General features: G+C 72.1%; 22 protein-coding genes. 9 read left to right on the top strand and 13 right to left on the bottom strand.

Annotated elements, in window-relative coordinates; genetic code table 11:
- The first annotated feature begins 14 nt into the window (after positions 1 to 14).
- Together AB4880_RS09320 and AB4880_RS09315 are read left to right on the top strand one after the other, a co-directional pair.
- Positions 15 to 647, top strand: coding sequence for a hypothetical protein (locus tag AB4880_RS09320; RefSeq protein WP_367918943.1), 633 nt, complete (start codon positions 15 to 17; stop codon positions 645 to 647).
- Position 648: 1 nt separating this feature from the next.
- A complete protein-coding gene (locus tag AB4880_RS09315; protein WP_367918942.1) occupies positions 649 to 1242 on the top strand; it encodes a hypothetical protein in 594 nt (197 codons plus the stop codon).
- Between the two features lie 74 nt (positions 1243 to 1316).
- Here the strand turns inward: AB4880_RS09315 and AB4880_RS09310 are convergent, their stop codons facing one another.
- Genes AB4880_RS09310 through AB4880_RS09300 form a run of 3 tightly spaced genes read right to left on the bottom strand, consistent with a single transcriptional unit; the run spans position 1317 to position 4454 of the window.
- Positions 1317 to 2987: a phospho-sugar mutase gene (locus AB4880_RS09310; RefSeq protein WP_367918941.1), complete on the bottom strand. Its 1671-nt coding sequence runs from the start codon at positions 2985 to 2987 to the stop codon at positions 1317 to 1319.
- Positions 2988 to 3015: 28 nt separating this feature from the next.
- Positions 3016 to 4005 carry an aldo/keto reductase gene (locus AB4880_RS09305; protein ID WP_367918940.1) on the bottom strand — a complete coding sequence of 330 codons (990 nt, stop codon included), beginning with the start codon at positions 4003 to 4005 and terminating at the stop codon, positions 3016 to 3018.
- A gap of 59 nt (positions 4006 to 4064) precedes the next feature.
- Complete coding sequence (locus AB4880_RS09300; RefSeq protein WP_367918939.1) at positions 4065 to 4454, bottom strand: MerR family transcriptional regulator; 390 nt, start codon at positions 4452 to 4454, stop codon at positions 4065 to 4067.
- A gap of 35 nt (positions 4455 to 4489) precedes the next feature.
- On the opposite strand from AB4880_RS09300, the gene AB4880_RS09295 reads away from it, so the two are divergent.
- Positions 4490 to 4939 (top strand): SRPBCC family protein, encoded by a 450-nt coding sequence (locus AB4880_RS09295; RefSeq protein ID WP_367918938.1) that lies wholly within the window; start codon positions 4490 to 4492, stop codon positions 4937 to 4939.
- Here AB4880_RS09295 and AB4880_RS09290 read toward each other — a convergent pair.
- Together AB4880_RS09290 and AB4880_RS09285 are read right to left on the bottom strand one after the other, a co-directional pair.
- Positions 4899 to 5711 (bottom strand): SDR family NAD(P)-dependent oxidoreductase, encoded by an 813-nt coding sequence (locus AB4880_RS09290; RefSeq protein WP_367918937.1) that lies wholly within the window; start codon positions 5709 to 5711, stop codon positions 4899 to 4901. The two genes, AB4880_RS09295 and AB4880_RS09290, sit on opposite strands and share 41 nt — an antisense overlap.
- Positions 5708 to 6436: an SDR family NAD(P)-dependent oxidoreductase gene (locus AB4880_RS09285; RefSeq protein WP_367918936.1), complete on the bottom strand. Its 729-nt coding sequence runs from the start codon at positions 6434 to 6436 to the stop codon at positions 5708 to 5710. The genes AB4880_RS09290 and AB4880_RS09285 overlap by 4 nt, the downstream gene beginning before the upstream one ends.
- Before the next feature lie 120 nt (positions 6437 to 6556).
- Between AB4880_RS09285 and AB4880_RS09280 the strand changes: the two genes are divergently transcribed.
- Genes AB4880_RS09280 through AB4880_RS09260 form a run of 5 tightly spaced genes read left to right on the top strand, consistent with a single transcriptional unit; the run spans position 6557 to position 12758 of the window.
- On the top strand, positions 6557 to 7882 hold the full coding sequence (locus tag AB4880_RS09280; RefSeq protein ID WP_367918935.1) for a flavin-containing monooxygenase: 1326 nt from the start codon (positions 6557 to 6559) through the stop codon (positions 7880 to 7882).
- The gene (locus AB4880_RS09275; RefSeq protein WP_367918934.1) at positions 7879 to 8508 is read left to right on the top strand and encodes a TetR/AcrR family transcriptional regulator; all 630 of its coding nucleotides are present in this window, start codon (positions 7879 to 7881) and stop codon (positions 8506 to 8508) included. Before AB4880_RS09280 ends, AB4880_RS09275 begins: the two co-directional genes overlap by 4 nt.
- Complete coding sequence (locus tag AB4880_RS09270) at positions 8505 to 9416, top strand: alpha/beta hydrolase (protein WP_367918933.1); 912 nt, start codon at positions 8505 to 8507, stop codon at positions 9414 to 9416. The genes AB4880_RS09275 and AB4880_RS09270 overlap by 4 nt, the downstream gene beginning before the upstream one ends.
- Positions 9409 to 11004, top strand: a complete 1596-nt coding sequence (fadD1, locus tag AB4880_RS09265; protein WP_367918932.1) for a fatty-acid--CoA ligase FadD1 — start codon at positions 9409 to 9411, stop codon at positions 11002 to 11004. Before AB4880_RS09270 ends, fadD1 begins: the two co-directional genes overlap by 8 nt.
- Entirely contained in the window at positions 10986 to 12758 is a 1773-nt protein-coding gene (locus AB4880_RS09260; protein ID WP_367918931.1) for an N-acyl-D-amino-acid deacylase family protein, read from the top strand. Before fadD1 ends, AB4880_RS09260 begins: the two co-directional genes overlap by 19 nt.
- Here AB4880_RS09260 and AB4880_RS09255 read toward each other — a convergent pair.
- The 8 genes from AB4880_RS09255 to AB4880_RS09220 form a co-directional block, all read right to left on the bottom strand.
- Entirely contained in the window at positions 12730 to 13320 is a 591-nt protein-coding gene (locus AB4880_RS09255; protein ID WP_367918930.1) for a Uma2 family endonuclease, read from the bottom strand. The two genes, AB4880_RS09260 and AB4880_RS09255, sit on opposite strands and share 29 nt — an antisense overlap.
- Before the next feature lie 74 nt (positions 13321 to 13394).
- Positions 13395 to 13733: a hypothetical protein gene (locus AB4880_RS09250; protein WP_367918929.1), complete on the bottom strand. Its 339-nt coding sequence runs from the start codon at positions 13731 to 13733 to the stop codon at positions 13395 to 13397.
- Positions 13733 to 14713, bottom strand: a complete 981-nt coding sequence (locus tag AB4880_RS09245) for a DUF2332 domain-containing protein (protein ID WP_367918928.1) — start codon at positions 14711 to 14713, stop codon at positions 13733 to 13735. The genes AB4880_RS09250 and AB4880_RS09245 overlap by 1 nt, the downstream gene beginning before the upstream one ends.
- Before the next feature lie 8 nt (positions 14714 to 14721).
- On the bottom strand, positions 14722 to 15555 hold the full coding sequence (locus AB4880_RS09240; RefSeq protein WP_367918927.1) for a purine-nucleoside phosphorylase: 834 nt from the start codon (positions 15553 to 15555) through the stop codon (positions 14722 to 14724).
- 18 nt (positions 15556 to 15573) lie between these two features.
- Complete coding sequence (locus AB4880_RS09235) at positions 15574 to 16128, bottom strand: NHL repeat-containing protein (protein ID WP_367918926.1); 555 nt, start codon at positions 16126 to 16128, stop codon at positions 15574 to 15576.
- The gene (locus AB4880_RS09230; RefSeq protein ID WP_367918925.1) at positions 16125 to 16961 is read right to left on the bottom strand and encodes a YncE family protein; all 837 of its coding nucleotides are present in this window, start codon (positions 16959 to 16961) and stop codon (positions 16125 to 16127) included. The genes AB4880_RS09235 and AB4880_RS09230 overlap by 4 nt, the downstream gene beginning before the upstream one ends.
- 40 nt (positions 16962 to 17001) lie before the next feature.
- Positions 17002 to 17454, bottom strand: a complete 453-nt coding sequence (locus AB4880_RS09225) for a gamma-glutamylcyclotransferase family protein (RefSeq protein ID WP_367918924.1) — start codon at positions 17452 to 17454, stop codon at positions 17002 to 17004.
- A 48-nt stretch (positions 17455 to 17502) separates the two neighbouring features.
- Positions 17503 to 18681 (bottom strand): S8 family peptidase, encoded by a 1179-nt coding sequence (locus tag AB4880_RS09220; protein ID WP_367918923.1) that lies wholly within the window; start codon positions 18679 to 18681, stop codon positions 17503 to 17505.
- Between the two features lie 116 nt (positions 18682 to 18797).
- On the opposite strand from AB4880_RS09220, the gene lpdA reads away from it, so the two are divergent.
- Positions 18798 to 20210, top strand: coding sequence for a dihydrolipoyl dehydrogenase (gene lpdA / locus AB4880_RS09215; RefSeq protein WP_367918922.1), 1413 nt, complete (start codon positions 18798 to 18800; stop codon positions 20208 to 20210).
- The last annotated feature ends 68 nt before the right edge of the window (positions 20211 to 20278 follow it).

The following is a 20278-nucleotide window of genomic DNA, read 5'->3' as shown; positions in this document are numbered from 1 at the left end:
TCAGCATAGGGTTGGTGACTGTGCGGAGCGAAGGTGTCGAGAAGGTCGAGCGATACAGCTCGGGTGGCAAGGGCCTGGGGATCTTCGGGCTCGTGGTCGTGGCGGCCATCGTGGCCTACGGGGTGATCGACCGAGGGGCCGACTTCCAGCCCTGGTTCATCGCGCTGTGCCTGCTGTTCGGCGCGATCATCTGGGCGTCGCTGGTGCGCCCGGCGCTGGTGCTGCACGAGGACGAGCTCGAGCTGCGCAATATCGTCCACGACCGCTGGGTGCCCTATGCGCGGATCACCGACTTCCGCATCGACCAGGTGACGATCGTGTTCACCGACGAGGGCGAGAAGTACGTCGGCGCCGGCTTCGGCCGCAGCCGTCGGATGATCCGCCGCGACGGCGCGGGCGGCGTCGCCTCGGGCGGCCTGTTCACCTCCCGCTTCGCGTCGATGACCCCCGCCGACGACACCGAGAAGCACTCGCTCGGCTGGCTGATCCAGGACAAGGTCCGCCGCAACGCCGCCGGCGCGGTGGAGAAGGCGGAGCTCTCCCCGGAGATCCCGGTCGCCCCGGCGAGGGGGGCCTGGGCGTGGCCGCAGATCGTCATCCTCGGCGGACTGGCGCTGGTGACCGTCGTCCTGGCGATCGTGGGCTGATGTGCACGACCTGACGTTCCGCTCGGGCGGGCGCGTCTTCGGCGTCGTCGGCATCGTCATCGCCGCCGGCTTCCTGGCCTACGGCCTGCTCGACGGCACCGCCGACTTCCCGCGCTGGCTGCTCGCCGCGACCGTGCTCTTCGCCGTCGTGCTGTGGGCGGTGCTGGTGCGGCCCAGCGTCCTGCTCCGCGACGACATGCTGATCCTGCGCAACATCCTGCGCGACCGGTCGATCCCGTACGCCCGGATCACCGACTTCCGGGTCACCCAGGTCACCCTCGTCGACACGGCCGAGCGGCGCTACGTCGGCGTCGGGTTCGGGCGGGTGCGGACGTCGATCCGCCGCGAGGGCCTGGGCGACGGTCACGGCACCGGCGTCGACGTGCTGGCGCACATGGGCAACGTCCTCGACGCGGGCGACCGCACCCACACCTCGGTGGGCGACCTGGCCCAGGGGCAGGTCGGTCAGCGGGTGTCGCGCGCGCAGGTCTTCGACCGCGACCCGGCGCCGGTACGGACGTCGTACGCGTGGCCGGAGATCGCGGTGCTGGTCGTGCTCGCGGTGGCGACCGTCGCGCTGGCTCTCCTGGGCTGAGGTCTCGGTCTCACCCGGCATTCCTGCTGTGATTTCGCGGAAATCAGGGCAGGAATGCCGGGTGGGATCGAGGGTCAGATCCCCGCAGCGGTCGCGATGTCGGCCCGCAGCGCGGTCAGCCGGGTCGCCGCCTCGGCGCGCGCGAGGGCGACGTCGCCCTCCACCACCGGTACGACGACCTCCAGGTAGCACTTCAGCTTCGGCTCGGTGCCGCTCGGCCGGACGACGACCCTGCTGCCGTCGGCGGTCCGGTAGCGCAGCCCGTCGGTCGGGGGCAGGTCGGGGGAGCCGGTGCTGAGGTCGTCGGCGGCGGTGACGGCCGACCCGCCGAGGGTGGCGGGCGGGGTGTCGCGGAGGCGGTTCATGGCGGCGCCGATCTCGGCGAGGTCGGTGACGCGGACGGAGAGCTGGTCGGTCGCGTGGAGGCCGTGGGTGACGGCGATGTCGTCGAGCAGGTCGAGCAGGGTGCGGCCGGCGGCCTTCGCGGAGGCAGCGACCTCGCACAGCATGAGGGCGGCGGAGACGCCGTCCTTGTCGGCGACGTGGTGCGGGTCGACGCAGTAGCCGAGGGCCTCCTCGTAGCCGAACGCCAGGTCGGGCAGACGGCCGATCCACTTGAAGCCGGTGAGGGTCTCGGCGTACGGCTGGCCGGCGGCGCGCGCCATCGTCCCGAGCAGGGACGACGACACGATCGAGGTCGCGTAGACGCCGTCGCGGCCGAGGCGGAGCAGGTGGTCGGCGAGGAGCGCGCCCACCTCGTCGCCACGCAGCATCCGCCAGCCGTCCACACCCGGGACGGCGACCGCGCACCGGTCGGCGTCCGGGTCGTTGGCGACGACCAGGTCGGCGCCGACCCGCTCGGCGAGGGCGACGGCGCGGTCGATGGCGCCGGGCTCCTCGGGGTTGGGGAAGGCGACGGTGGGGAAGTCGGGGTCGGGCTGCTCCTGCTCGGTCACCACCTGCGGGGCGGTGAAGCCGGCGTTCTCGAGGACGGTCGGCAGCACGCCGCCGCCGACGCCGTGCAGCGGCGTGTAGACGATGCTCAGGTCGCGGGGCCCGTCGCCGGCGACGCTCGCGACCGTGTCGAGGTAGGCGTCGACGATGCTGTCGTCGAGGACCCGTCCGCCGGTCGACTCCAGCGCCGGCATCGGCACCGAGTCGAGGGACCCGACGGCGGCGATGCACGCGGCGATCTCGGAGTCGGCGGGCGGCACGATCTGGCTGCCGTCGCCGAGGTAGACCTTGTAGCCGTTGTCCTGCGGCGGGTTGTGGCTCGCGGTGACCATGATCCCGGCCGCGCAGCCCAGCTCGCGGATCGCGAACGCCAGCAGCGGCGTCGGCAGCGGCCGGGGGAGCAGCAGCGGCTTGAGCCCGGCGCCGGCCATCACCTGCGCGGTGTCGTGCGCGAAGACGTCGGAGTTGTGGCGGGCGTCGTAGCCGATGACGACGGGCGTGCCGGGCGTCGTCCCCTGCGCCAGCAGGTACGCCGCGAGACCGGCCGCCGCGCGGATCACGACCACCCGGTTCATCCGGTTCGAGCCGGCGCCGAGCGCGCCGCGCAGGCCCGCGGTGCCGAACTCGAGGGTGCCGCGGAAGCGGTCGGCCAGGTCGGCCGCCGCCTCCGCGTCGTCGGACTCCGCCGCCTTGATCAGTGCGGCGAGCTCGGCGCGGGTCTGCTCGTCCGGATCCTCGACGAGCCAGCCGCGCGCGCGAGTGAGCAGGACGTCGACGTCAGGCGTGGTCATGCACGCACGTTAGCCCCCTCGGGGGCGCTCAGCCGTTGACGCTGCTCATGTCGCCGTAGCGGTCGCCGGCCACGGCGTCGCGCGGGACCGCCGCGGCGAGCGCCGCGAGGTCGGCCTCCGAGAGCTGTACGTCGACCGCGCCGACGTTCTCCTCCAGGTAGCGGACCCGCTTGGTGCCGGGGATCGGCGCCAGGTCGTCGCCCTGCGCGAGCACCCACGCGAGCGCGAGCTGACCGGGCGTGCAGCCGTGCTGGTCGGCGAGCGCGCGGACCTGGTCGACGAGGCCGAGGTTGGTGGCGAGGTTGTCGCCCTGGAACCGCGGGAAGTACGCCGTGGCGCGGGCGTCGCCCTCGGCCGCCTCTCCCTTGAACACCCCGGTGAGGATGCCGCGCCCGAGCGGGGAGTAGGGGACCAGGCCGATGCCGAGCTCGCGCAGGGTCGGGAGGATCTCGTCCTCCAGGTCGCGGGTGAAGAGCGAGTACTCGGTCTGCAGCGCGGTGATCGGGTGCACGGCGTGCGCCCGGCGGATCGTCTCCGGCGCGGCCTCGGAGAGCCCGAGGTGGCGGACCTTGCCCGCGTCGACGAGCTCCTTCATCGCGCCGACGGTCTCCTCGATGGGGACGTTCGGGTCGACGCGGTGCTGGTAGTAGAGGTCGATGTGGTCGACGCCGAGCCGCGTGAGCGAGGCGTCGCAGGCGCGGCGCACGTAGTCGGGCGTGCCGTTGATGCCGAGCCGGGCGCCGTCGGGGCCGCGCTCCACGCCGAACTTGGTGGCCAGCTGGACGTCGTCGCGGCGGCCCGCGATCGCCTTGCCGACCAGCTGCTCGTTGATGAACGGGCCGTACATGTCGGCCGTGTCGAGGAAGGTGACGCCGAGGTCGAGCGCGCGCTGGATGGTCGCGATGCCGGAGGCCTCGTCGGGGGTGCCGTAGAACTCCGACATGCCCATGCAGCCGAGACCGAGGGCGGAGACGGTGAGCGGGGACGTCGTACCGAGGGTGCGGGTGGGGATCGTCATACCCACCATCGAACTCCTTGGAGCGCGCTCCAGGTCAAGCCTGCCGGAGTCGAGCGGCGTCAGGCCGTGCGCTCCAGCGCGACCAGCTTGTCGAGGTAGAGGTCGATCTTGTACTCGATCGCCCCGAGGTGCGCCTGCACCTCGGCGAGCTGGCGCAGCACCTCCTCGCGGTGCGCCTGCAGGATGGCGAGCCGCTCGGACTCGTTGCCGTCGCCGGCGCGCACCAGATCGGCGTAGCGGCGTACGTCGCGGATCGGCATGCCGGTCGCGCGCAGCCGGGTGACCAGCTCGATCCAGCGCAGGTCGATCTCGTCGTAGCGGCGGTGGCCGCCGGCGGCGCGGGGGACGGGCCGCAGCAGCAGGCCGTCCTTCTCGTAGTAGCGCAGGGTGTCGGTCGTCAGCCCGAGGGTGGCGGCCGCATCGGCGATGGGGAGTCCGGTGCTCGGCATCCCCCCAGTGTGCCCCGTCGCGCCATGATGGACCGATGGCCCGCACCTTCGCGTTCGCCCAGTCGTGGTCGGTCGCCGCCCCGGCGGCTGACGTCGCGGCGGTGCTGGTCGACCTCGAGTGGTACCCGCGCTGGTGGCCGGAGGTCCGCGCGGTCGCCAAGCTCGGCCCCGACACGGCCTGGGTGCGCTGTCGCTCGGTGCTGCCCTACACGCTCGACCTGGTGCTCGACGCGGTGAGCCGGACGCCGCCCGTGGTCGAGGTCGCGATCAGCGGCGACCTCGACGGCTTCGCCCGGTTCACGCTGGTGCCCGAGGACGGCGGCACCCGGCTCGACTTCCGCGAGGAGGTCGAGGTCGGGGGCGCGCTCGCCCTGGCGTCGTACGTCGGCCGGCCGGTGCTCACCTGGAACCACGCCCGGATGATGGCCGGTTGCCGGGCCGGGCTCAGCGCCGAGCTGCGGCGGTCCTCCGCTGCTGGGCGATGAAGCGGGTCGCCATCTTGTTCACGAAGGTGGGGGAGAGCCGCCCCACCCGCCACGCGATCCGCGCCTGTCGCGGCTCGATGACGAGCGGCTTGTCGGCCGCGACCGCAGCGAGCACGCGCGCGGCCAGCAGGTCGGGGTCGACCGGCTCCTTCACGCCCTGGCCCTCGAGGTAGAAGTCGCGGCCCTTGAAGCCGCCGATCTCGCCCTTGTCGAGGATCGGGGTGTCGACGGCCGCCGGGCAGACGACGGTGACGCCGACGCCGTGGCCGGCGGCCTCGGTGCGCAGCGCGAGCGAGAGCCCGACGACCGCGTGCTTGGTCGTGACGTACGACGTCATCAGCCCCGCGGCCATCAGCCCGCCCATCGACGCGGTGTTGACGATGTGCCCGGAGCCCTGGCGGATCATCTGCGGGTACGCCGCGTGGACGCCGTGGACGACGCCCCGGACGTTGACGTCGATGATCGCGTTCCACTGGTGGAGGGTGAGGTCCTCGGTGTTGCCGAGGAAGGTGATGCCGGCGTTGTTGAACATCAGGTCGAGCCGGCCGTGCTCGGCGACGACCGCGTCGACGGCCGCGCGGACGTCGTCGGCCGAGGTGACGTCGACCCGCCGCGCGGTCGCCGTCCCGGGCCCGAGCGCGCCGGCCGCGACCGACGAGGCCGCGTCGAGGTCGACGTCGGCGCAGACGACGTGGGCGCCGTCGCGGACCAGCGCGCGGACCAGCGCGGCGCCGATGCCCGAGCCGCCGCCGGTGACGATCGCGGTCCTCATGCGAACGCCTTCTCGATCAGGCCGACCAGGTCGGGGTAGCGCTTCAGGTGTGCGCCGCCGTTGATGTCGAGCGTCTCGCCGGTGATCCACGACGACGCGTCGGACAGCAGGAAGGCGATCGCGGCGGCGATCTCGGCCGGCTCGCCGGAGCGTCCGAGCGCGGTGTTGGCGAGGTAGTCGTCGCGCACGCCCGGGATGTCCATCGCGGGCGCGGTCAGCGGCGTGACCACCAGACCGGGGGCGACCGCGTTGACGCGGACGCCGCGGGCGCCGAGCTCGAGCGCGGTGACCTCGGTCAGGGCGACCAGGCCGGCCTTCGAGGCGCAGTAGGCCGCCAGGCCGGTGCCCGGCTGCCGCGCGTTGAGCGACGACAGCGAGACCAGTGAGCCGCCGTCCGCGACCCGACGGCCGGCGTGCTTGAGCACGAGGAAGGCGCCGGTGAGGCAGACGTCGACGATCCGCCGCCACTCGGCCGCGTCGTGGTCGACGACCCGCGCGAGCGTGCTCACGCCCGCGCAGTTGACCACGCCGTGGAAGGCGCCGTGCTCGGCGACGACCTGCTCGAAGAGGGCCTCCACGGAGGCCTCGTCGGTGACGTCGACGTGGACGTCCGCCTCGGTCCCGGGGAGGTCGGCGACGACCACCCGATCGCCCTGCTCGGCCAGCAGCCGGGCCGTCGCGGCCCCGATCCCGGACGCGCCTCCGATGACCACGCTCACCCGCATGAAGTTCTCCTGACATTCGTCTGTAGTGATTGACACGTGTCAAATGGCGCGCCTAACGTGACGCCCGTCACCAGGTTTTGTCAAGGGCTCTATGGCGAGCCCGACGGGAAGGAAGACCCGATGAGCAGTCCCACCGTCGCCGTGATCGGCGCCGGCATCAGCGGCCTCACGATGAGCAAGATGCTCGCCGACTACGGCGTGGAGTTCACGACCTTCGAGTCCTCGGACCGGGTCGGCGGCAACTGGGCGTTCGGCAACCCCAACGGGCACAGCAGCGCCTACCGGTCGCTGCACATCGACACCTCGAAGCACCGGCTGTCGTTCAAGGACTTCCCGATGCCCGACGACTACCCGGACTTCCCGCACCACACCCAGGTCAAGGAGTACCTCGACTCCTACACCGACGCCTTCGACCTGCGCCGCCGCATCGAGTTCGAGAACGGCGTCGTCCACGCGCGCCGCCACCCGGACGGCGGCTGGGAGCTCGACACCGAGCGCACCGGCACCCGCCGCTTCGACATCCTGCTCGTCGCCAACGGCCACCACTGGGACCCGCGGTTCGCCGACAAGCCGGGCGAGTTCACCGGGCTGACCATGCACTCGCACGCCTACATCGACCCGCGCACGCCGTACGACCTGACGGGGAAGCGGATCCTCATCATCGGTCTCGGCAACAGCGCCGCCGACATCGCGGTCGAGCTGTCGAGCAAGACGCTCGGCAACGACGTCGTCATCTCGACCCGGTCGAGCGCGTGGATCGTGCCGAAGTACTTCGCCGGCAAGCCGGCCGACAAGTACTACCAGACCTCGCCGCACATCCCGTTCGCGTGGCAGCGGAAGTTCGTGCAGATCATGCAGCCGATGACCGCCGGCCGACCCGAGGACTACGGCCTGCCGACGCCCAACCACAGGTTCTTCGAGGCGCACCCGACCCAGTCGGTCGAGCTGCCGCTGCGGCTCGGGTCCGGCGACCTGCGCGCCAAGGGCGACATCGACCGCTTCGACGGCGAGACGGTGCACTTCGCCGACGGCACGTCGGAGGACTTCGACGTCGTCATCCACGCCACCGGCTACAACATCACCTTCCCGTTCTTCGACGAGGACCTGATCAGCGCCCCGGAGAACCACATCCGCCTCTACAAGCGGATCTTCAAGCCCGGCTGCGACGACGTCGCCTTCATCGGCTTCGCCCAGTCGACGCCGACGCTCTTCCCGTTCGTCGAGTGCCAGACCCGGCTGGTCGCGGCCTGGCTGATCGGCCGCTACGCGCCGCCGGGCGAGGCCGAGATGGAGCGGGTCATCGACGAGGACCAGCAGAAGTACACCGCCCACATGGTGCAGCGGCCGCGGCACACGCAGCAGCTCGACTACTTCCTCTACGAGCACGACCTGCGCACCCGGGAGATCCCGGCCGGCCAGGAGCGCGCGGCGGCGGTGGCCCGATGAGCGACGAGCGGCTCTGGGCCCGCATGGTCGACCGCCGCAGCGTCAACCGCGGCGACCAGCGCCGTACGGCGTTGCTGGAGGCGCTCGACGAGCTGCTCCGCGAGCAGACGCTCGAGGAGATCAACGTCGCCGAGATCTCCCGCCGCGCAGGCGTGACGCGCTCGGCGTTCTACTTCTACTTCGAGAGCAAGGCGACCGCCGTCCTGGCCCTGATGGCCGAGCTGTACGACGACGCGTCCGACGCGACCGACCTGCTGGTGAAGGCCGAGGGCGCGCCGCAGACGCGGATCCGCTCGGTCATCGCCACCCTCTTCGACTCCGTCGACCGCACGCCGCACACCTACCGCGGCCTGCTCGAGGCGCGGGCGACCAGCCCGGCCGTGCGCGAGCTGTGGGAGGCGGGACGTGCCGAGTTCGCGGAGATGACCGCGGAGATGATCGAGCGCGAGCGCGCGGTCGGCCACGCCCAGCCCGGTCCCGACGCGCACGTGCTGGCCGCCGTCCTGCTCGACCTCAACGACCACGCCGTCGAGCGGCACGCGCTGGGGGTCGGGCCCGAGCGCGAGGCGCACATCGACGCCATCACCCACATCTGGATCCAGAGCATCTACGGGAGCACCTCGTGACCACCTTCGACTTCACCTCCGCCGGCGTGCGCTGCGCAGCCACCCACTTCGAGGGGCCGGACGGTGCTCCGGTCGTCGTCCTCGCGCACGGCCTGGCGGGCACCCAGGACGCCGGGATGTTCCCCTTCGCCCAGGCGTTCGCCGCCGCGGGCCTGCACGCGGTGACGTTCGACTACCGCGGCTTCGGCGCTTCCGACGTCGCGTCCGGGGCGTCCCGCCAGGTGGTCTCGCTCGCCGGGCAGGTCGCCGACCTGCACGCCGCGGTCGACGCGGCCAAGCGGCTGCCGGGCGTCGACCCGACGCGCGTCGTGCTCTGGGGCGTCTCGCTCGGCGGCGGCCATGTCGTCTCGGTGGCAGCCGAGCGGACGGACGTCGCGGCCGTGGTGTCCGTCGTCCCGATGGTCGACGGTCTCGCCGCCGCGCAGCTCGCGATGCGTCACCACAGCGCGGGCCAGCTGCTGGCGTCGACCGGTCGCGGCCTCGCGAGCGCCGTACGACGCAAGGCCGGCCGCGGCCCGGCGATGATGCCCGTCGTGGCCCGTCCCGGCGAGGCCGGCGCGCTCACCCTGTCGGGCGCCTACGAGGACTACCTCGCCATCGCCGGCCCGACCTGGCGCAACGAGATCGCGGCCGACGTCGTCCTCGAGCTGGGCACGCGCGCGCCGGCGAAGGCCGCCGCGGGCCTGGAGGTCCCGTGGCTGGTGCAGGTCGCCGACTTCGACCGCAGCGCGCCGCCGCACGCCACCATGAAGGCCGCGTTCGCGGGTCGCGCCGAGGTCCGGCACTACCCGGGCGACCACTTCGACCTGTTCGCCGGCAAGCCGTTCCACGAGCCGGCCGTCGAGCACGCCGTCCACTTCCTCCGGCGTCGCGTCGGCGCCGCCGTGCCGGAGGTCGTCGGTGGCTGACACCGTCCAGGGGCTGCTCCTGCAGCACGCCGAGCGCGACACCCCCGGCCTCAAGTACGGCGACCGCACCTGGTCGTGGCGCGAGGTCGTCGCCGGCGCCGCGGCCCGCGCCCACGTGCTGCGCGCCCTCGCCGACGCCGCGAAGCCGCTGCACGTCGGGGTGCTGCTGCCCAACAGCCCGGAGATGGCGCTCGCGATCTCCGCCGGCGCGATCGGCGGCCACATCACGGTCGGCATCAACGCGACCCGCCGGGGTGCCGCACTGGCCGCGGACATCCGGCGCGCCGACTGCGCGGTGCTGCTCACCGACGCGGCCCATCTGCCGCTGCTCGACGGCCTGGACCTCGGGGATGCGATCGTCGTCGACACCGATGCCGCGTCGTGGCAGGAGCAGGTCGCCGCGGCGCCGACGAGGACCGACGGCTTCCCGGTCGTGACGACCATGGACACGTTCATGCTCATCTTCACCTCGGGCACGAGCGGCGAGCCGAAGGCGGTCCAGGTCGCCAACCTCATGGTGGTGATGGCCGGCACCGTCCTCGTCGACAAGTACGGCCTCGGCCCCGACGACGTCGCCTACTGCTCGATGCCGCTGTTCCACAGCAACGCGATCATGGCCGGCTTCGCGGTCAGCGCCGCGTCCGGTGCGGCCCTGGCGCTGGCGGAGTTCTCGGCGCGCAGCTTCCTCGACGACATCCGGCGCTACGGCGCGACGTACCTCAACTACGTCGGCAAGCCGCTCGCCTACGTCCTCGCCACCCCGGCTCGGCCCGACGACGCCGACAACCCGCTGCGCTTCGCGTTCGGCAACGAGGCGTCCGACCGCGACATCCGCGAGTTCGCGGCGCGCTTCGGCTGCTCGGTGTGGGACGGCTTCGGCTCCACCGAGTCGGCGATCATCATCACCCGCACCGAGGAGACGCCGGCCGGATCGATCGGCGTCCCCTTCGACGGCGTCGCGGTCTACGACCGGGTGACCCGTCAGGAGTGCCCGCGCGCGGTCTACGACGCCGACGGCCGCGTGGCCAACCTCGACGAGGCGGTCGGCGAGCTCGTCAACACCCAGGGCGCGGGCTTCTTCGCGGGCTACTACAACGACGAGCGGGCGACGGCCGAGCGGCTCGACGGCGGGATGTACTGGTCGGGCGACCTGGCCTACCGCGACGCCGACGGCTTCGTCTTCCTCGCCGGCCGCACCGACGACTGGCTGCGCGTCGACGGCGAGAACCTCGCCGCGGCGCCGATCGAGCAGCTGCTGCTGCGGCACGACGCGATCTCGCAGGCAGCGGTCTACGCCGTCGCCGACGAGCGGGTCGGCGACCAGGTGATGTGCGCGCTGGTGCTGCGCGAGGACGCCGCGCTCACGCCGTCCGAGCTCGCGGAGTTCCTGGCCGCGCAGCCGGACCTCTCGCCGAAGGGCTGGCCGCGGCACGTGCGGATCGCCGCCGCGCTGCCGAGCACGGCGACCAACAAGGTGCTCAAGCGCGAGCTGCGCGCCCAGGGGCTGGCCACCGACGACCGGCTCTGGTCGCGGGGCGAGCGAGACCGGATCTACAGCGAGGAGCGGGCATGTACGACGTCATCGTGAGCAACGGCCGCTGGTTCGACGGCACCGGCGCGGCGTCCGCCGTACGACATCTGGGCATCCGGGACGGGCGGGTGGTCGACGTCAGGGCCGAGCCGCTCGACGCGACCGGCTGTCCGCGGGTCATCGACGCGAGCGGCCACTGGGTGATCCCGGGCATGGTCGACATCCACACCCACTACGACGTCGAGGTGCTGGTGCAGCCGGCGCTGCTGGAGTCGCTGCGCCACGGTGTCACCACGACCTTCCTCGGCTCGTGCTCGCTGTCGACCGTGCACGCGAGCCCGTCCGACGCGGGCGATCTCTTCGGCCGGGTCGAGGCGATCCCGCGGCCGTACGTCGTCGGCGCGCTCGAGGACACCAAGACGTGGACGACCGCGGGGGAGTACGTCGCCGCGCTCGAGCAGCTGCCGCTCGGCCCGAATGTCGCCGCCTTCATCGGCCACTCCGACATCCGATCGGCGCGCATGGGGCTGTCGCGATCGACGGACGCCGGCGTGCGGCCGACGCGTGCCGAGCTGGCGCGGATGGAGGCCGACCTGGTCGACGCGCTCGACGAGGGCTTCATCGGGATGTCCTCGCAGGAGCTCATGTTCGACAAGCTCGACGGCGAGGTGTGCCGCTCGCGGATGCTCCCGTCGACGTACGCGAAGGGGCGCGAGCGACGCCGCCTCAACCGCGTCCTGCGTGCCCGCGGCCGTGCGCTCCAGGGCGGCCCCGACGTGGCGAAGCCGCAGAGCCTGGTGCGGATGGCGTTCAGCAGCTGCGGCTGGGGGCGCAAGCCGGCGCTCAAGGTCAGCCTGCTGTCGGCAGCCGACATCAAGGCGATCCCGATGGTGGCGCACCTGTTCCCGCTGATCGCGCGGGTCGTGAACCGGCTCGGCGGCGACTTCCGCTTCCAGCACCTGCCGGTGCCCTTCGAGGTCTACTCCGACGGCATCGACCTGCCGGTCTTCGAGGAGTTCGGCTCGGGCGCGGCCGCGCTGCACCTGTCGAACCAGATCGAGGAGCGGCGGGCGCTGCTGGCCGACGAGGAGTACCGCCGCTGGTTCCGCAAGGACTACGACAAGAAGTTCGGGCCGCGGGTGTGGCACCGCGACCTCTTCGACGCCGAGATCACCGAGTGCCCGGACGCCTCGGTCGTCGGCAAGACCTTCGGCCAGGTCGGCGTCGACCGCGGCGGCGTGCACCCGGTCGACGCCTTCCTCGACCTCGTCGTCGCCCACGGCGACAAGGTGCGCTGGCGCACCACGATCTCCAACCACCGTCCCGCCGTGCTCGACACGCTCACCGCCGACCCCGGCGTCCAGCTCGGCTTCTCCGACGCGGGCGCGCACCTGCGCAATATGGCGTTCTACAACTTCGGGCTGCGGCTGCTGCGCCGGGTCCGCGACGCCGAGCTCGCGGGCACTCCGTTCATGACGATCGAGCACGCCGTGCACCGGATCACCGGCGAGCTCGCGGACTGGTACGGCCTCGACGCCGGCCACCTCCGCCCCGGCGACCGCGCCGACCTGGTCGTCATCGACCCGTCGCGCCTGGACGACGCGCTCGACGCCTACGCCGAGGACCCGGTGCCCGCCTTCGGCAACCTGTCCCGGATGGTCAACCGCAACGACGCGACGGTCGCGGCGGTGCTGGTCGGCGGCGAGGTCGTCGTCGAGCACGGGACGCCGTCCGAGGTGGTCGGGGTGCGGCGGACCGGCAGCTTCCTGCGGGCCGGCTCGCTCAGAGGTCGAGCAGCTCGGTCGGCGTGATCGCCACCGGGAACGGCTCCGTGGCCGTCCAGGTCTCCTGGGCGGCCACGCGGGCCTCCTCGACGTACCGGCCCTCGCGCAGTGTCCAGGCGGTCAGCTCGGGCACCTTGGGGTCGATCGTCCAGTACGACGGACAGCCGGCGGCGGCGAGGATCTCCATCTTCGGGCCGAGGTCGTACGACCTCGTCGACGGCGAGATCATCTCGACGGCGAGCAGCGGAGCGGTGAACAGCCCGCGCCGCTTGACGTCGGATCGCCGGGTCACCAGCAGGTCGGGCTCCAGCACGTTGCGATCGTCGAGATAGACGTCGAAGGGGGCCAGGTAGACCTTCAGCTCGCGCGGGACGGCGGCGCGCATCCGCACGTAGAGCGACCCGACGACGTCCTGGTGCGGAGGAAGCGGTGCCGGCGTCATCAGCAAGAGTCCGTCGAGCAGCTCATGCCGATACCCGTTGTCCGGGATCGCGTCGCGCTCCGCGACCGTGAACGGGCCCTCGCGCACGATCAGGTCGCGGGGCTCGAGCTTCGGCGCGGGCGGCCGGACCAGTGTCATGGCTCCCATGGTGCCTCCTGTTCTCCATGCCAGCCACCCTGCACGGAAACGCCCGCGCCTGCAGGCGTCATCCACAGGCCCCGTCAGAGCTCCGCGAGATCTCCCAGGATCATGACGAGCCAGACCGCTCCGGCCACCGCGAGCACGAGGTCGGCGACGAGTACCGCCCCGGCCGCGATGACGTACGGCGAGCGGCGTGGCAGGTACCCGCTGACCCAGCCGACGGCGAGCGCGAGCGCCAGCAGGCCGAACGCGATGGCCGGGCCGAGCAGGTCGGCGTACCAGCCGAGGTAGGGGACGATCGAGGGCGGCGCGATCATCCAGAGCAGGACGACGGCGTTGGCGGCGAGAACGGTCGCGAGGGCGATGACGCCGCGTCGTCCGGGGGTCGCGCTCGCCGGCATCTGGGTGGGCTGCATCATCAGCCCACCCAGCGCAGCGTCCGTCCGTGCCCGTGCGTCTGCGCCACCATCCGCCCGTCGATCCCGAGCACGAACGTCGGATGCCCGTCCGGGATCGGCGGGCCGGTGCGTGTCACGGACGGCAGCACCTGCTTGCCCTCGTTGCTGACCCAGTGGCACGCGCCGCGGCCGACCAGGTCGCGCATCAGCGCGTCGAACTCGAGCCGGCGCGGCGGCGGAAGGTAGGCGATGACGGCGCTGTGGAACACCACGACCGTGCCGTACGACGACGCGCGCTCGACGAGCGCCGGGAGCTCCGCGACGAGGTCGCCGGTGACGATGGACGGCGGGTCCTGGCGGGCGACGGCGACGGCCTGGCGCAGTCGGTCGCGGCGCTCGTCCTGCTCCGGCCAGACGAGGGTCTCGAGCCACGCCATCTCGTCGGCGTCGGTGACGTCGAGCGGGTGCAGGTCGATGCCGCCGCGCCAGGCGACCTCGGGCAGCCGGTCGGGGAGCGGGGCGGGGCCCTTCACCCGGCACGGCAGGTGGGGCGCCGGGCCGAGCGTCACGTCCCCGGCGTCGGTCGACCAGCGATAGCCCCAGCGGTCGGGATAGAGGCAGAGCCCGGCCGAGGCGCCGACCTCGATCAGCGCCAACGGTCCGTCGGCGCCGAGCGACGCGAAGGCAGGCGCCAGCGTCGCCAGCCGCCCGACCTCGTTGGTCTGCGTGGCCCGCGCCAGGATCGTGGCGCGGATCGAGCCGTCGTCGCCGAGCAGCGCGTCGCGCAGTCCGGCGTACGGCCCCGGCGCCGGTACGCCGTGATGGCGGGCCGCCGCGAAGACCAGGTTCGGCTGCTGCTTGAGGTCCGGCAGCGTCGCGATCCACGCCCGGACGTCCGGGTCGTCGACGACGCCGAGCGCCCACGCGACGAAGGTCGGCGAGTCCTCCGCCTCGGCGGCGAACCCGCGGTACGACTCGACGACCGACGCGTAGGGCTCCATGGCGGACCTCAGATGCGCGGGACCACGCGGCCGAGCAGGTTGCCCATCCGGGTGGCGGCGGCCCGGCCGGCCTCGAGCACCTCGGCGTGGTTGAGCGGCTCGCCGCTCAGGCCGGCGGCGAGGTTGGTGACCAGGCTGATGCCGAGGATCTCCATGCCGGCCTCGCGGGCCGCGATCGCCTCGAGGGTGGTGCTCATGCCGACCAGGTGGCCACCCATGATCCCGGCCATCCGCACCTCGGCCGGGGTTTCGTAGTGCGGCCCGGTGAACTGCACGTAGACGCCCTCGTCGAGCGTCGGCTCGACCTCGCGGCACAGCTCGCGCAGCCGCGCGGAGTACAGGTCCGTCAGGTCGACGAAGTTGGCGCCAACGATGGGGGACTGGCCGGTCAGGTTGATGTGGTCGCTGATCAGCACCGGCGTGCCCGGCGTCCAGGTGGGCTTGAGCCCGCCGCAGCCGTTGGTGAGCACGATCGCGCGACAGCCGGCGGCGGCCGCCGTACGCACGCCGTGGACGACGGCCGGCACGCCGCGACCCTCGTAGTAGTGGGTGCGGCTGAGGAACACCAGCAGGTGGCGGTCGGGCGCGCCGTCCTCGCCCGGGATCCGGATCGAGCGGATCTTGCCCGAGTGCCCGTGCACCGCCGAGGCCGCGAAGCCCGGCAGCGAGGTCACGTCGATCTCGGTGGTGTTCGCGCCGCCCGCACCGTCGAGGGCGTCGGCCGCCGGCAGCCAGCCGGAGCCGAGCACCAGCGCCACGTCGTGACGGGCGACACCGGTGAGCTCGGCGAGGCGGACGGCGGCCTCTTCGGCCAGGGCGTACGGCGAGGGGGACTCAGTCACGGGCCGAGCCTAGGGCATTCACCAGGACGCGATGACGTCCTCGCGCACGTACCCGTGACGCACCCGCTGCGGGTGGTTGCCGACGGCCCGGTAGGCCAGCTCCTCGCCCGTGTTCGTGTCGAGGACGGCCACCGCGTCGCTGCCCGACAGCGAGATCCAGCAGGTGTCGTCGAGCCCCTCGGTCGTCCAGTACGGCTTGAGGTAGCTGTGGCCCGTGGTCTTCTCGTCGAAGATCGTCGCCTCGCCCGACGTCCGGTCGACGAGCGCGGCGTAGTCGTCCATCGTCCCGGCGACGCAGAGGGTGTCGCCGGCGGCGTTGATCGACAGGCCGTGGTGGGCGGAGTCGTTGACGTACTTCTCCCGCGGCATGTTCGGCACCCGGTTGGGCAGCGGGATCACGCGGGTGATGGCGCCGGTGGGCGGCTCGGGCACGCCGCCGAGGGTGTAGTCGACCTTGCCGTCGAGGTCCGGCGCCTGGGTGTCGAACTCGACGAAGCCGTGGAAGAAGGACACCTGGAAGTAGACGAAGCGCTCGTCGGGCGCGACCGCCATCGGCCGGACCGCGCTGCTCATCTGCGGGTAGCCGGCCTCCGCAGCTCGGCGCCGATGCCCCAGCGCTGCTCGATCCCGAAGTCGCCGTTGCGCACGATCTGGAACCAGCGGTCGCCCTTGAGCTTGTCGAGCGCCGGGTCGTCGCCGGGGGTGTAGACCAGGCCGATCGAGGCGTGGAAGATCCGGCTGCCGTCGCGGGTGTAGTTGCTCTCGTGCGGCGTCTCGCCCGAGACGAAGGTGCGCGTGCGGTCGCCCATCTTCACCACGGTGCCGTCGGGCAGCGTCTCGTCGACCATCGAGAACTCGATGACCTGGCGCTCGGTCGAGTCCGACACGAGCAGCCGGCGGCCGTCGGGGGAGAGGGCCATGTGGTCGCTGCGGTGGCCGTCCATCGGCTGCTCGCGGACGATCGAGTCGCGCCGCCCGGCCGTCGCCTTGGCCACGTCGATCCAGACCACGTCGGCGAAGCTCGGTCGCGATACCGCGAGGAAGCGGCCGTCGCGGGTGCTGAACATGTCGTCGACGTACTGGTCGTGGCCCTCGCCCGGCCCCGCCTTGATGAGCAGGTAGAAGAGCAGGTCGAGGGGGCTCTTCGCGATCGCGAGCAGTTCCTCGTTCTTGTCGGGGACCAGGTTCACCCCGCGCTTGAGCACCTCGAAGGTGTGGGCGTCGACGATGCTCGCGGTCCCCGCCCAGTTGTTGCCGACCCACATCACGTCGCGCAGGCCGGTCGGCGCGGAGGGGGCCGCGGCGGCTGCCGTGGCGGTGCTCGGGATCGCGAGCGGGAGGGCGGTGACGCTCGCCGCGGTGGCGGCGGCCGCGAGGCGACGCAGGGTTCGGGAGGGAGTCCGCATAACCTGACAACGAGTCAGGTTCCCCGGGGTGACGCGCCGCTCAGAGCCCGGTCGAGCGGCAGGCCCGCACGCGCAGCGCGGCGACGTAGTCGTCGGGGGCGTCCGCGGCCTCGGCGGCGTCCGCCAGCACCCCGAGGTACGACGCCGAGGGCAGCCCGCCCTCGTAGGCGTCGAGGACGTAGGTCCACGCCACGATCTCGCCCACCATCGTCGACACCCGGACCTTGGTGCGGCGGTAGAGCCCCGAGTCGGCCGACTCCCACTGGTCGAGGCTCGGCTCGTCGTACGGGCTGACGTCGTAGACGGCGACGAAGACCTGCTCGAGCGGATCCTGGACGATCGTCGCGAGCGCGCCGTCCCAGCCGTGCTCCTCGCCGCCGAAGGTCAGCCGCCAGCCGGTCAGCCAGCCGGTGGTCTGCAGCGGGGAGTGGGGGCACCGCTCGCCCATCCGTACGGGATCGAGGTTGGTGCCGTAGGCGGCGTACGACGTCACGGGGGTCAGGCTATAGGCCTTTACGTGGCGCCGTACGCCGCCGCGAGGTCAGGGCCCCGTGTAGAGCAGGTTGTTGTTGGGCGTGGCCGGCGAACAGATGATCAGCAGCACGCAGCTGCGCTCGGTGCCGCTGATCCGGCCCTTCGTGGTCGCGGCCAGGATGGCGCTGCTGACCGCGCTCGGCGACGCCGTCGGGTGCGTCGACAGGTAGAGCGCGGCGGCCCCGGTCACGTGCGGCGTGGCCATCGAGGTGCCGCTGATGGTGTTGGTGCCACCGTTGAGCCAGTCCGAGGTGATGTCGACGCCGGGCGCGAACAGGTCGACGCAGGTGCCGCGGTTGGAGAAGCTCGCCTGCTTGTCGGTGCGGTCGCTGGCCGCGACGGTGAGGGCTTCGGCGACCCGGGCCGGCGACGACTTGCAGGCGTCGGCGTTGTCATTGCCCGCGGCGACCGCCATGGTGACGCCGTCGCTGATGACCCGCTGGACGGCGGCGTCGAGGGCGCTCGACGCGGTGCCGCCCAGGCTCATGTTGGCGGCGGCCGGCGTCCCGGCCTGGTGGTTCGCCGCGACCCAGTCGAGGCCCGCGATCACACCGGACGTGGCGCCGGAGCCCTGGCAGTCGAGCACGCGGACGGCGACCAGTCGGCTGGCCTTCGCCAGGCCGTAGGTGGTGCCGCCGATGGTGCCGGCGACGTGGGTGCCGTGGCCGTTGCAGTCGGTCGCGTCGGCGTCGTTGTCGACCGTGTCGGTGCCGGAGACGGCCCGGCCGCCGAAGTCGGGATGGGTGAGCGAGATGCCGGTGTCGACGACGTAGACGTCGACGCCCGCGCCGGTGCTGCTCGACGTGTAGGTGTTGTCGAGCGGGAGGTTGCGCTGGTCGACCCGGTCGAGACCCCAGCTGGGCGTCGGGGTCTGGGTGCCGGTGGCCTGCACCCGGCTGTCGAGCTCGATCGACTGCACCCGCGCGTCGCCCTTCAGCAGGGTGAGCAGGGCGTCGGTGAGGGTGGCGGAGAAGCCGTTGAGGGCGTGGGAGTAGACGTGGGTGACGTCGCCACCGCGGCGGGTGACGAGGGACGTCGCCGTGGCCGCCGGGTCGGCGGTCGGCTTCAGCGTCACGATGACGTCGAGGAGGCCGGCCGGCTGGGCGTTCGCGGCCGGGAGGGGGACCTGCGCGAGCCCCGTGAGGGCGAGTGCGCAGGCGAGGACGAATCCGAGAGACCGAGACATGGAGCAGCTCCTTGATCGAGGCCGGCGACCCCGTATGTCGCCGTACCGGGGAGTAGCCACACCCTCCCGTGAACGTGATGCACGGCACAAGAGGGGTGCCTACTACGCTGGCGTCCGTGACCCACTTCGATGTCCTCGTCCTTGGTGCCGGCCCCGGTGGATATGTCGCCGCGATCCGCGCCGCTCAGCTCGGCAAGTCCGTTGCCGTGATCGAGAAGAAGTACTGGGGCGGCGTCTGTCTCAACGTCGGCTGCATCCCGTCGAAGGCGCTGCTGAAGAACGCCGAGCTCGCGCACACGCTGACCCACGAGAAGGCCAAGTTCGGCATCGAGGGCGACGCCACGATGGCCTACGGCCCGACGCACGCGCGCTCGCGCACGGTGAGCGCCGGCATCGTCAAGGGCGTCCACTTCCTGATGAAGAAGAACAAGATCACCGAGATCGACGGCTGGGGCACCCTGACCGGTCCCAAGTCGGTCCGGGTCGCGCTCAACGACGGCTCCACCGCCGACTACACCTGCGACGACCTGATCATCGCCGCCGGCGCGACGGTCCGCAGCGTCCCCGGCGTCACCCCGAACGGGCAGAACATCGTCACCTACGAGGAGCAGATCCTCGACGAGAACCTGCCGTCGTCGATCATCATCGGGGGCTCGGGTGCGATCGGTGTCGAGTTCGCCTACGTGATGAAGAACTTCGGGGTCGAGGTGACCATCGTGGAGTTCCTCGACCGGATGGTCCCGACCGAGGACGCCGACGTGTCCAAGGAGCTCGCGCGCCACTACAAGAAGCTCGGCGTGAAGGTCCTGACCTCGACCGCGGTCAAGGGTGTCGAGGACCTTGCTGATTCGGGCGGCTCCGGTGTGAAGGTCCGCATCGCACCGGCCGCGGGTGGCGAGGAGCAGGTGCTGGAGGCCGACAAGTTCCTCGCCGCGTTCGGGTTCGCCCCGCGGGTCGAGGGCTACGGCCTCGAGGCCGCCGGTGTCGCGCTGACCGATCGTGGTGCGATCCAGGTCGACGAGTTCTGCCGCACCAACGTGGCGGGTGTCTACGCGATCGGTGACGTGACCGGCAAGATGATGCTGGCCCACGTGGCCGAGGCGATGGGCATCGTCGCGGCCGAGACGCTGGCGGGTGCCGAGACCATGCCGGTCGAGTACGACTTCATCCCGCGCGCGACCTACTGCCAGCCGCAGATCGGCTCCTTCGGCTACTCGGAGGCGCAGGCCAAGGAGAAGGGCTACGACGTGAAGACGGCGTCGTTCCCGTTCACCGCCAACGGCAAGGCCATGGGCCTGGGCGAGGCGGTCGGCTTCGTGAAGATCGTCGCCGACGCCGAGTTCAACGAGATCCTCGGCGCCCACATGATCGGCCCCGACGTCACCGAGCTCCTCCCGGCGCTGACCCTGGCCCAGAAGTGGGACCTCACCGCCGACGAGGTGGGCCGCAACGTCTTCGCCCACCCGACGCTGTCGGAGGCGGTCAAGGAGGCGATCCACGGGATCGCCGGCCACATGATCAACCTCTGAGCACACCGCTCACGCCGCCGGCCGGTCCCCGTAGGGGGCCGGCCGGTCGTGCTTCTCCGCTCTGTCGG

This window comes from Nocardioides ginsengisoli (assembly GCF_039537225.1).
Lineage (GTDB): Bacteria > Actinomycetota > Actinomycetes > Propionibacteriales > Nocardioidaceae > Nocardioides > Nocardioides ginsengisoli.
This window is presented reverse-complemented; position numbering and strand designations above follow the sequence as displayed.

Excerpts from the sequence above, each read along its gene's own strand:
- AB4880_RS09260 (WP_367918931.1), top strand. The coding sequence starts at position 10,986 with ATGTACGACGTCATCGTGAGCAACGGCCGCTGGTTCGACGGCACCGGC.
- AB4880_RS09285 (WP_367918936.1), bottom strand. The coding sequence starts at position 6,436 with ATGCGGGTGAGCGTGGTCATCGGAGGCGCGTCCGGGATCGGGGCCGCG.
- AB4880_RS09235 (WP_367918926.1), bottom strand. The coding sequence starts at position 16,128 with ATGAGCAGCGCGGTCCGGCCGATGGCGGTCGCGCCCGACGAGCGCTTC.
- AB4880_RS09310 (WP_367918941.1), bottom strand. The coding sequence starts at position 2,987 with ATGACCACGCCTGACGTCGACGTCCTGCTCACTCGCGCGCGCGGCTGG.
- AB4880_RS09280 (WP_367918935.1), top strand. The coding sequence starts at position 6,557 with ATGAGCAGTCCCACCGTCGCCGTGATCGGCGCCGGCATCAGCGGCCTC.
- AB4880_RS09275 (WP_367918934.1), top strand. The coding sequence starts at position 7,879 with ATGAGCGACGAGCGGCTCTGGGCCCGCATGGTCGACCGCCGCAGCGTC.
- AB4880_RS09290 (WP_367918937.1), bottom strand. The coding sequence starts at position 5,711 with ATGAGGACCGCGATCGTCACCGGCGGCGGCTCGGGCATCGGCGCCGCG.
- AB4880_RS09220 (WP_367918923.1), bottom strand. The coding sequence starts at position 18,681 with ATGTCTCGGTCTCTCGGATTCGTCCTCGCCTGCGCACTCGCCCTCACG.
- AB4880_RS09255 (WP_367918930.1), bottom strand. The coding sequence starts at position 13,320 with ATGGGAGCCATGACACTGGTCCGGCCGCCCGCGCCGAAGCTCGAGCCC.
- AB4880_RS09245 (WP_367918928.1), bottom strand. The coding sequence starts at position 14,713 with ATGGAGCCCTACGCGTCGGTCGTCGAGTCGTACCGCGGGTTCGCCGCC.
- AB4880_RS09305 (WP_367918940.1), bottom strand. The coding sequence starts at position 4,005 with ATGACGATCCCCACCCGCACCCTCGGTACGACGTCCCCGCTCACCGTC.
- AB4880_RS09300 (WP_367918939.1), bottom strand. The coding sequence starts at position 4,454 with ATGCCGAGCACCGGACTCCCCATCGCCGATGCGGCCGCCACCCTCGGG.
- AB4880_RS09295 (WP_367918938.1), top strand. The coding sequence starts at position 4,490 with ATGGCCCGCACCTTCGCGTTCGCCCAGTCGTGGTCGGTCGCCGCCCCG.
- AB4880_RS09230 (WP_367918925.1), bottom strand. The coding sequence starts at position 16,961 with ATGCGGACTCCCTCCCGAACCCTGCGTCGCCTCGCGGCCGCCGCCACC.
- AB4880_RS09250 (WP_367918929.1), bottom strand. The coding sequence starts at position 13,733 with ATGATGCAGCCCACCCAGATGCCGGCGAGCGCGACCCCCGGACGACGC.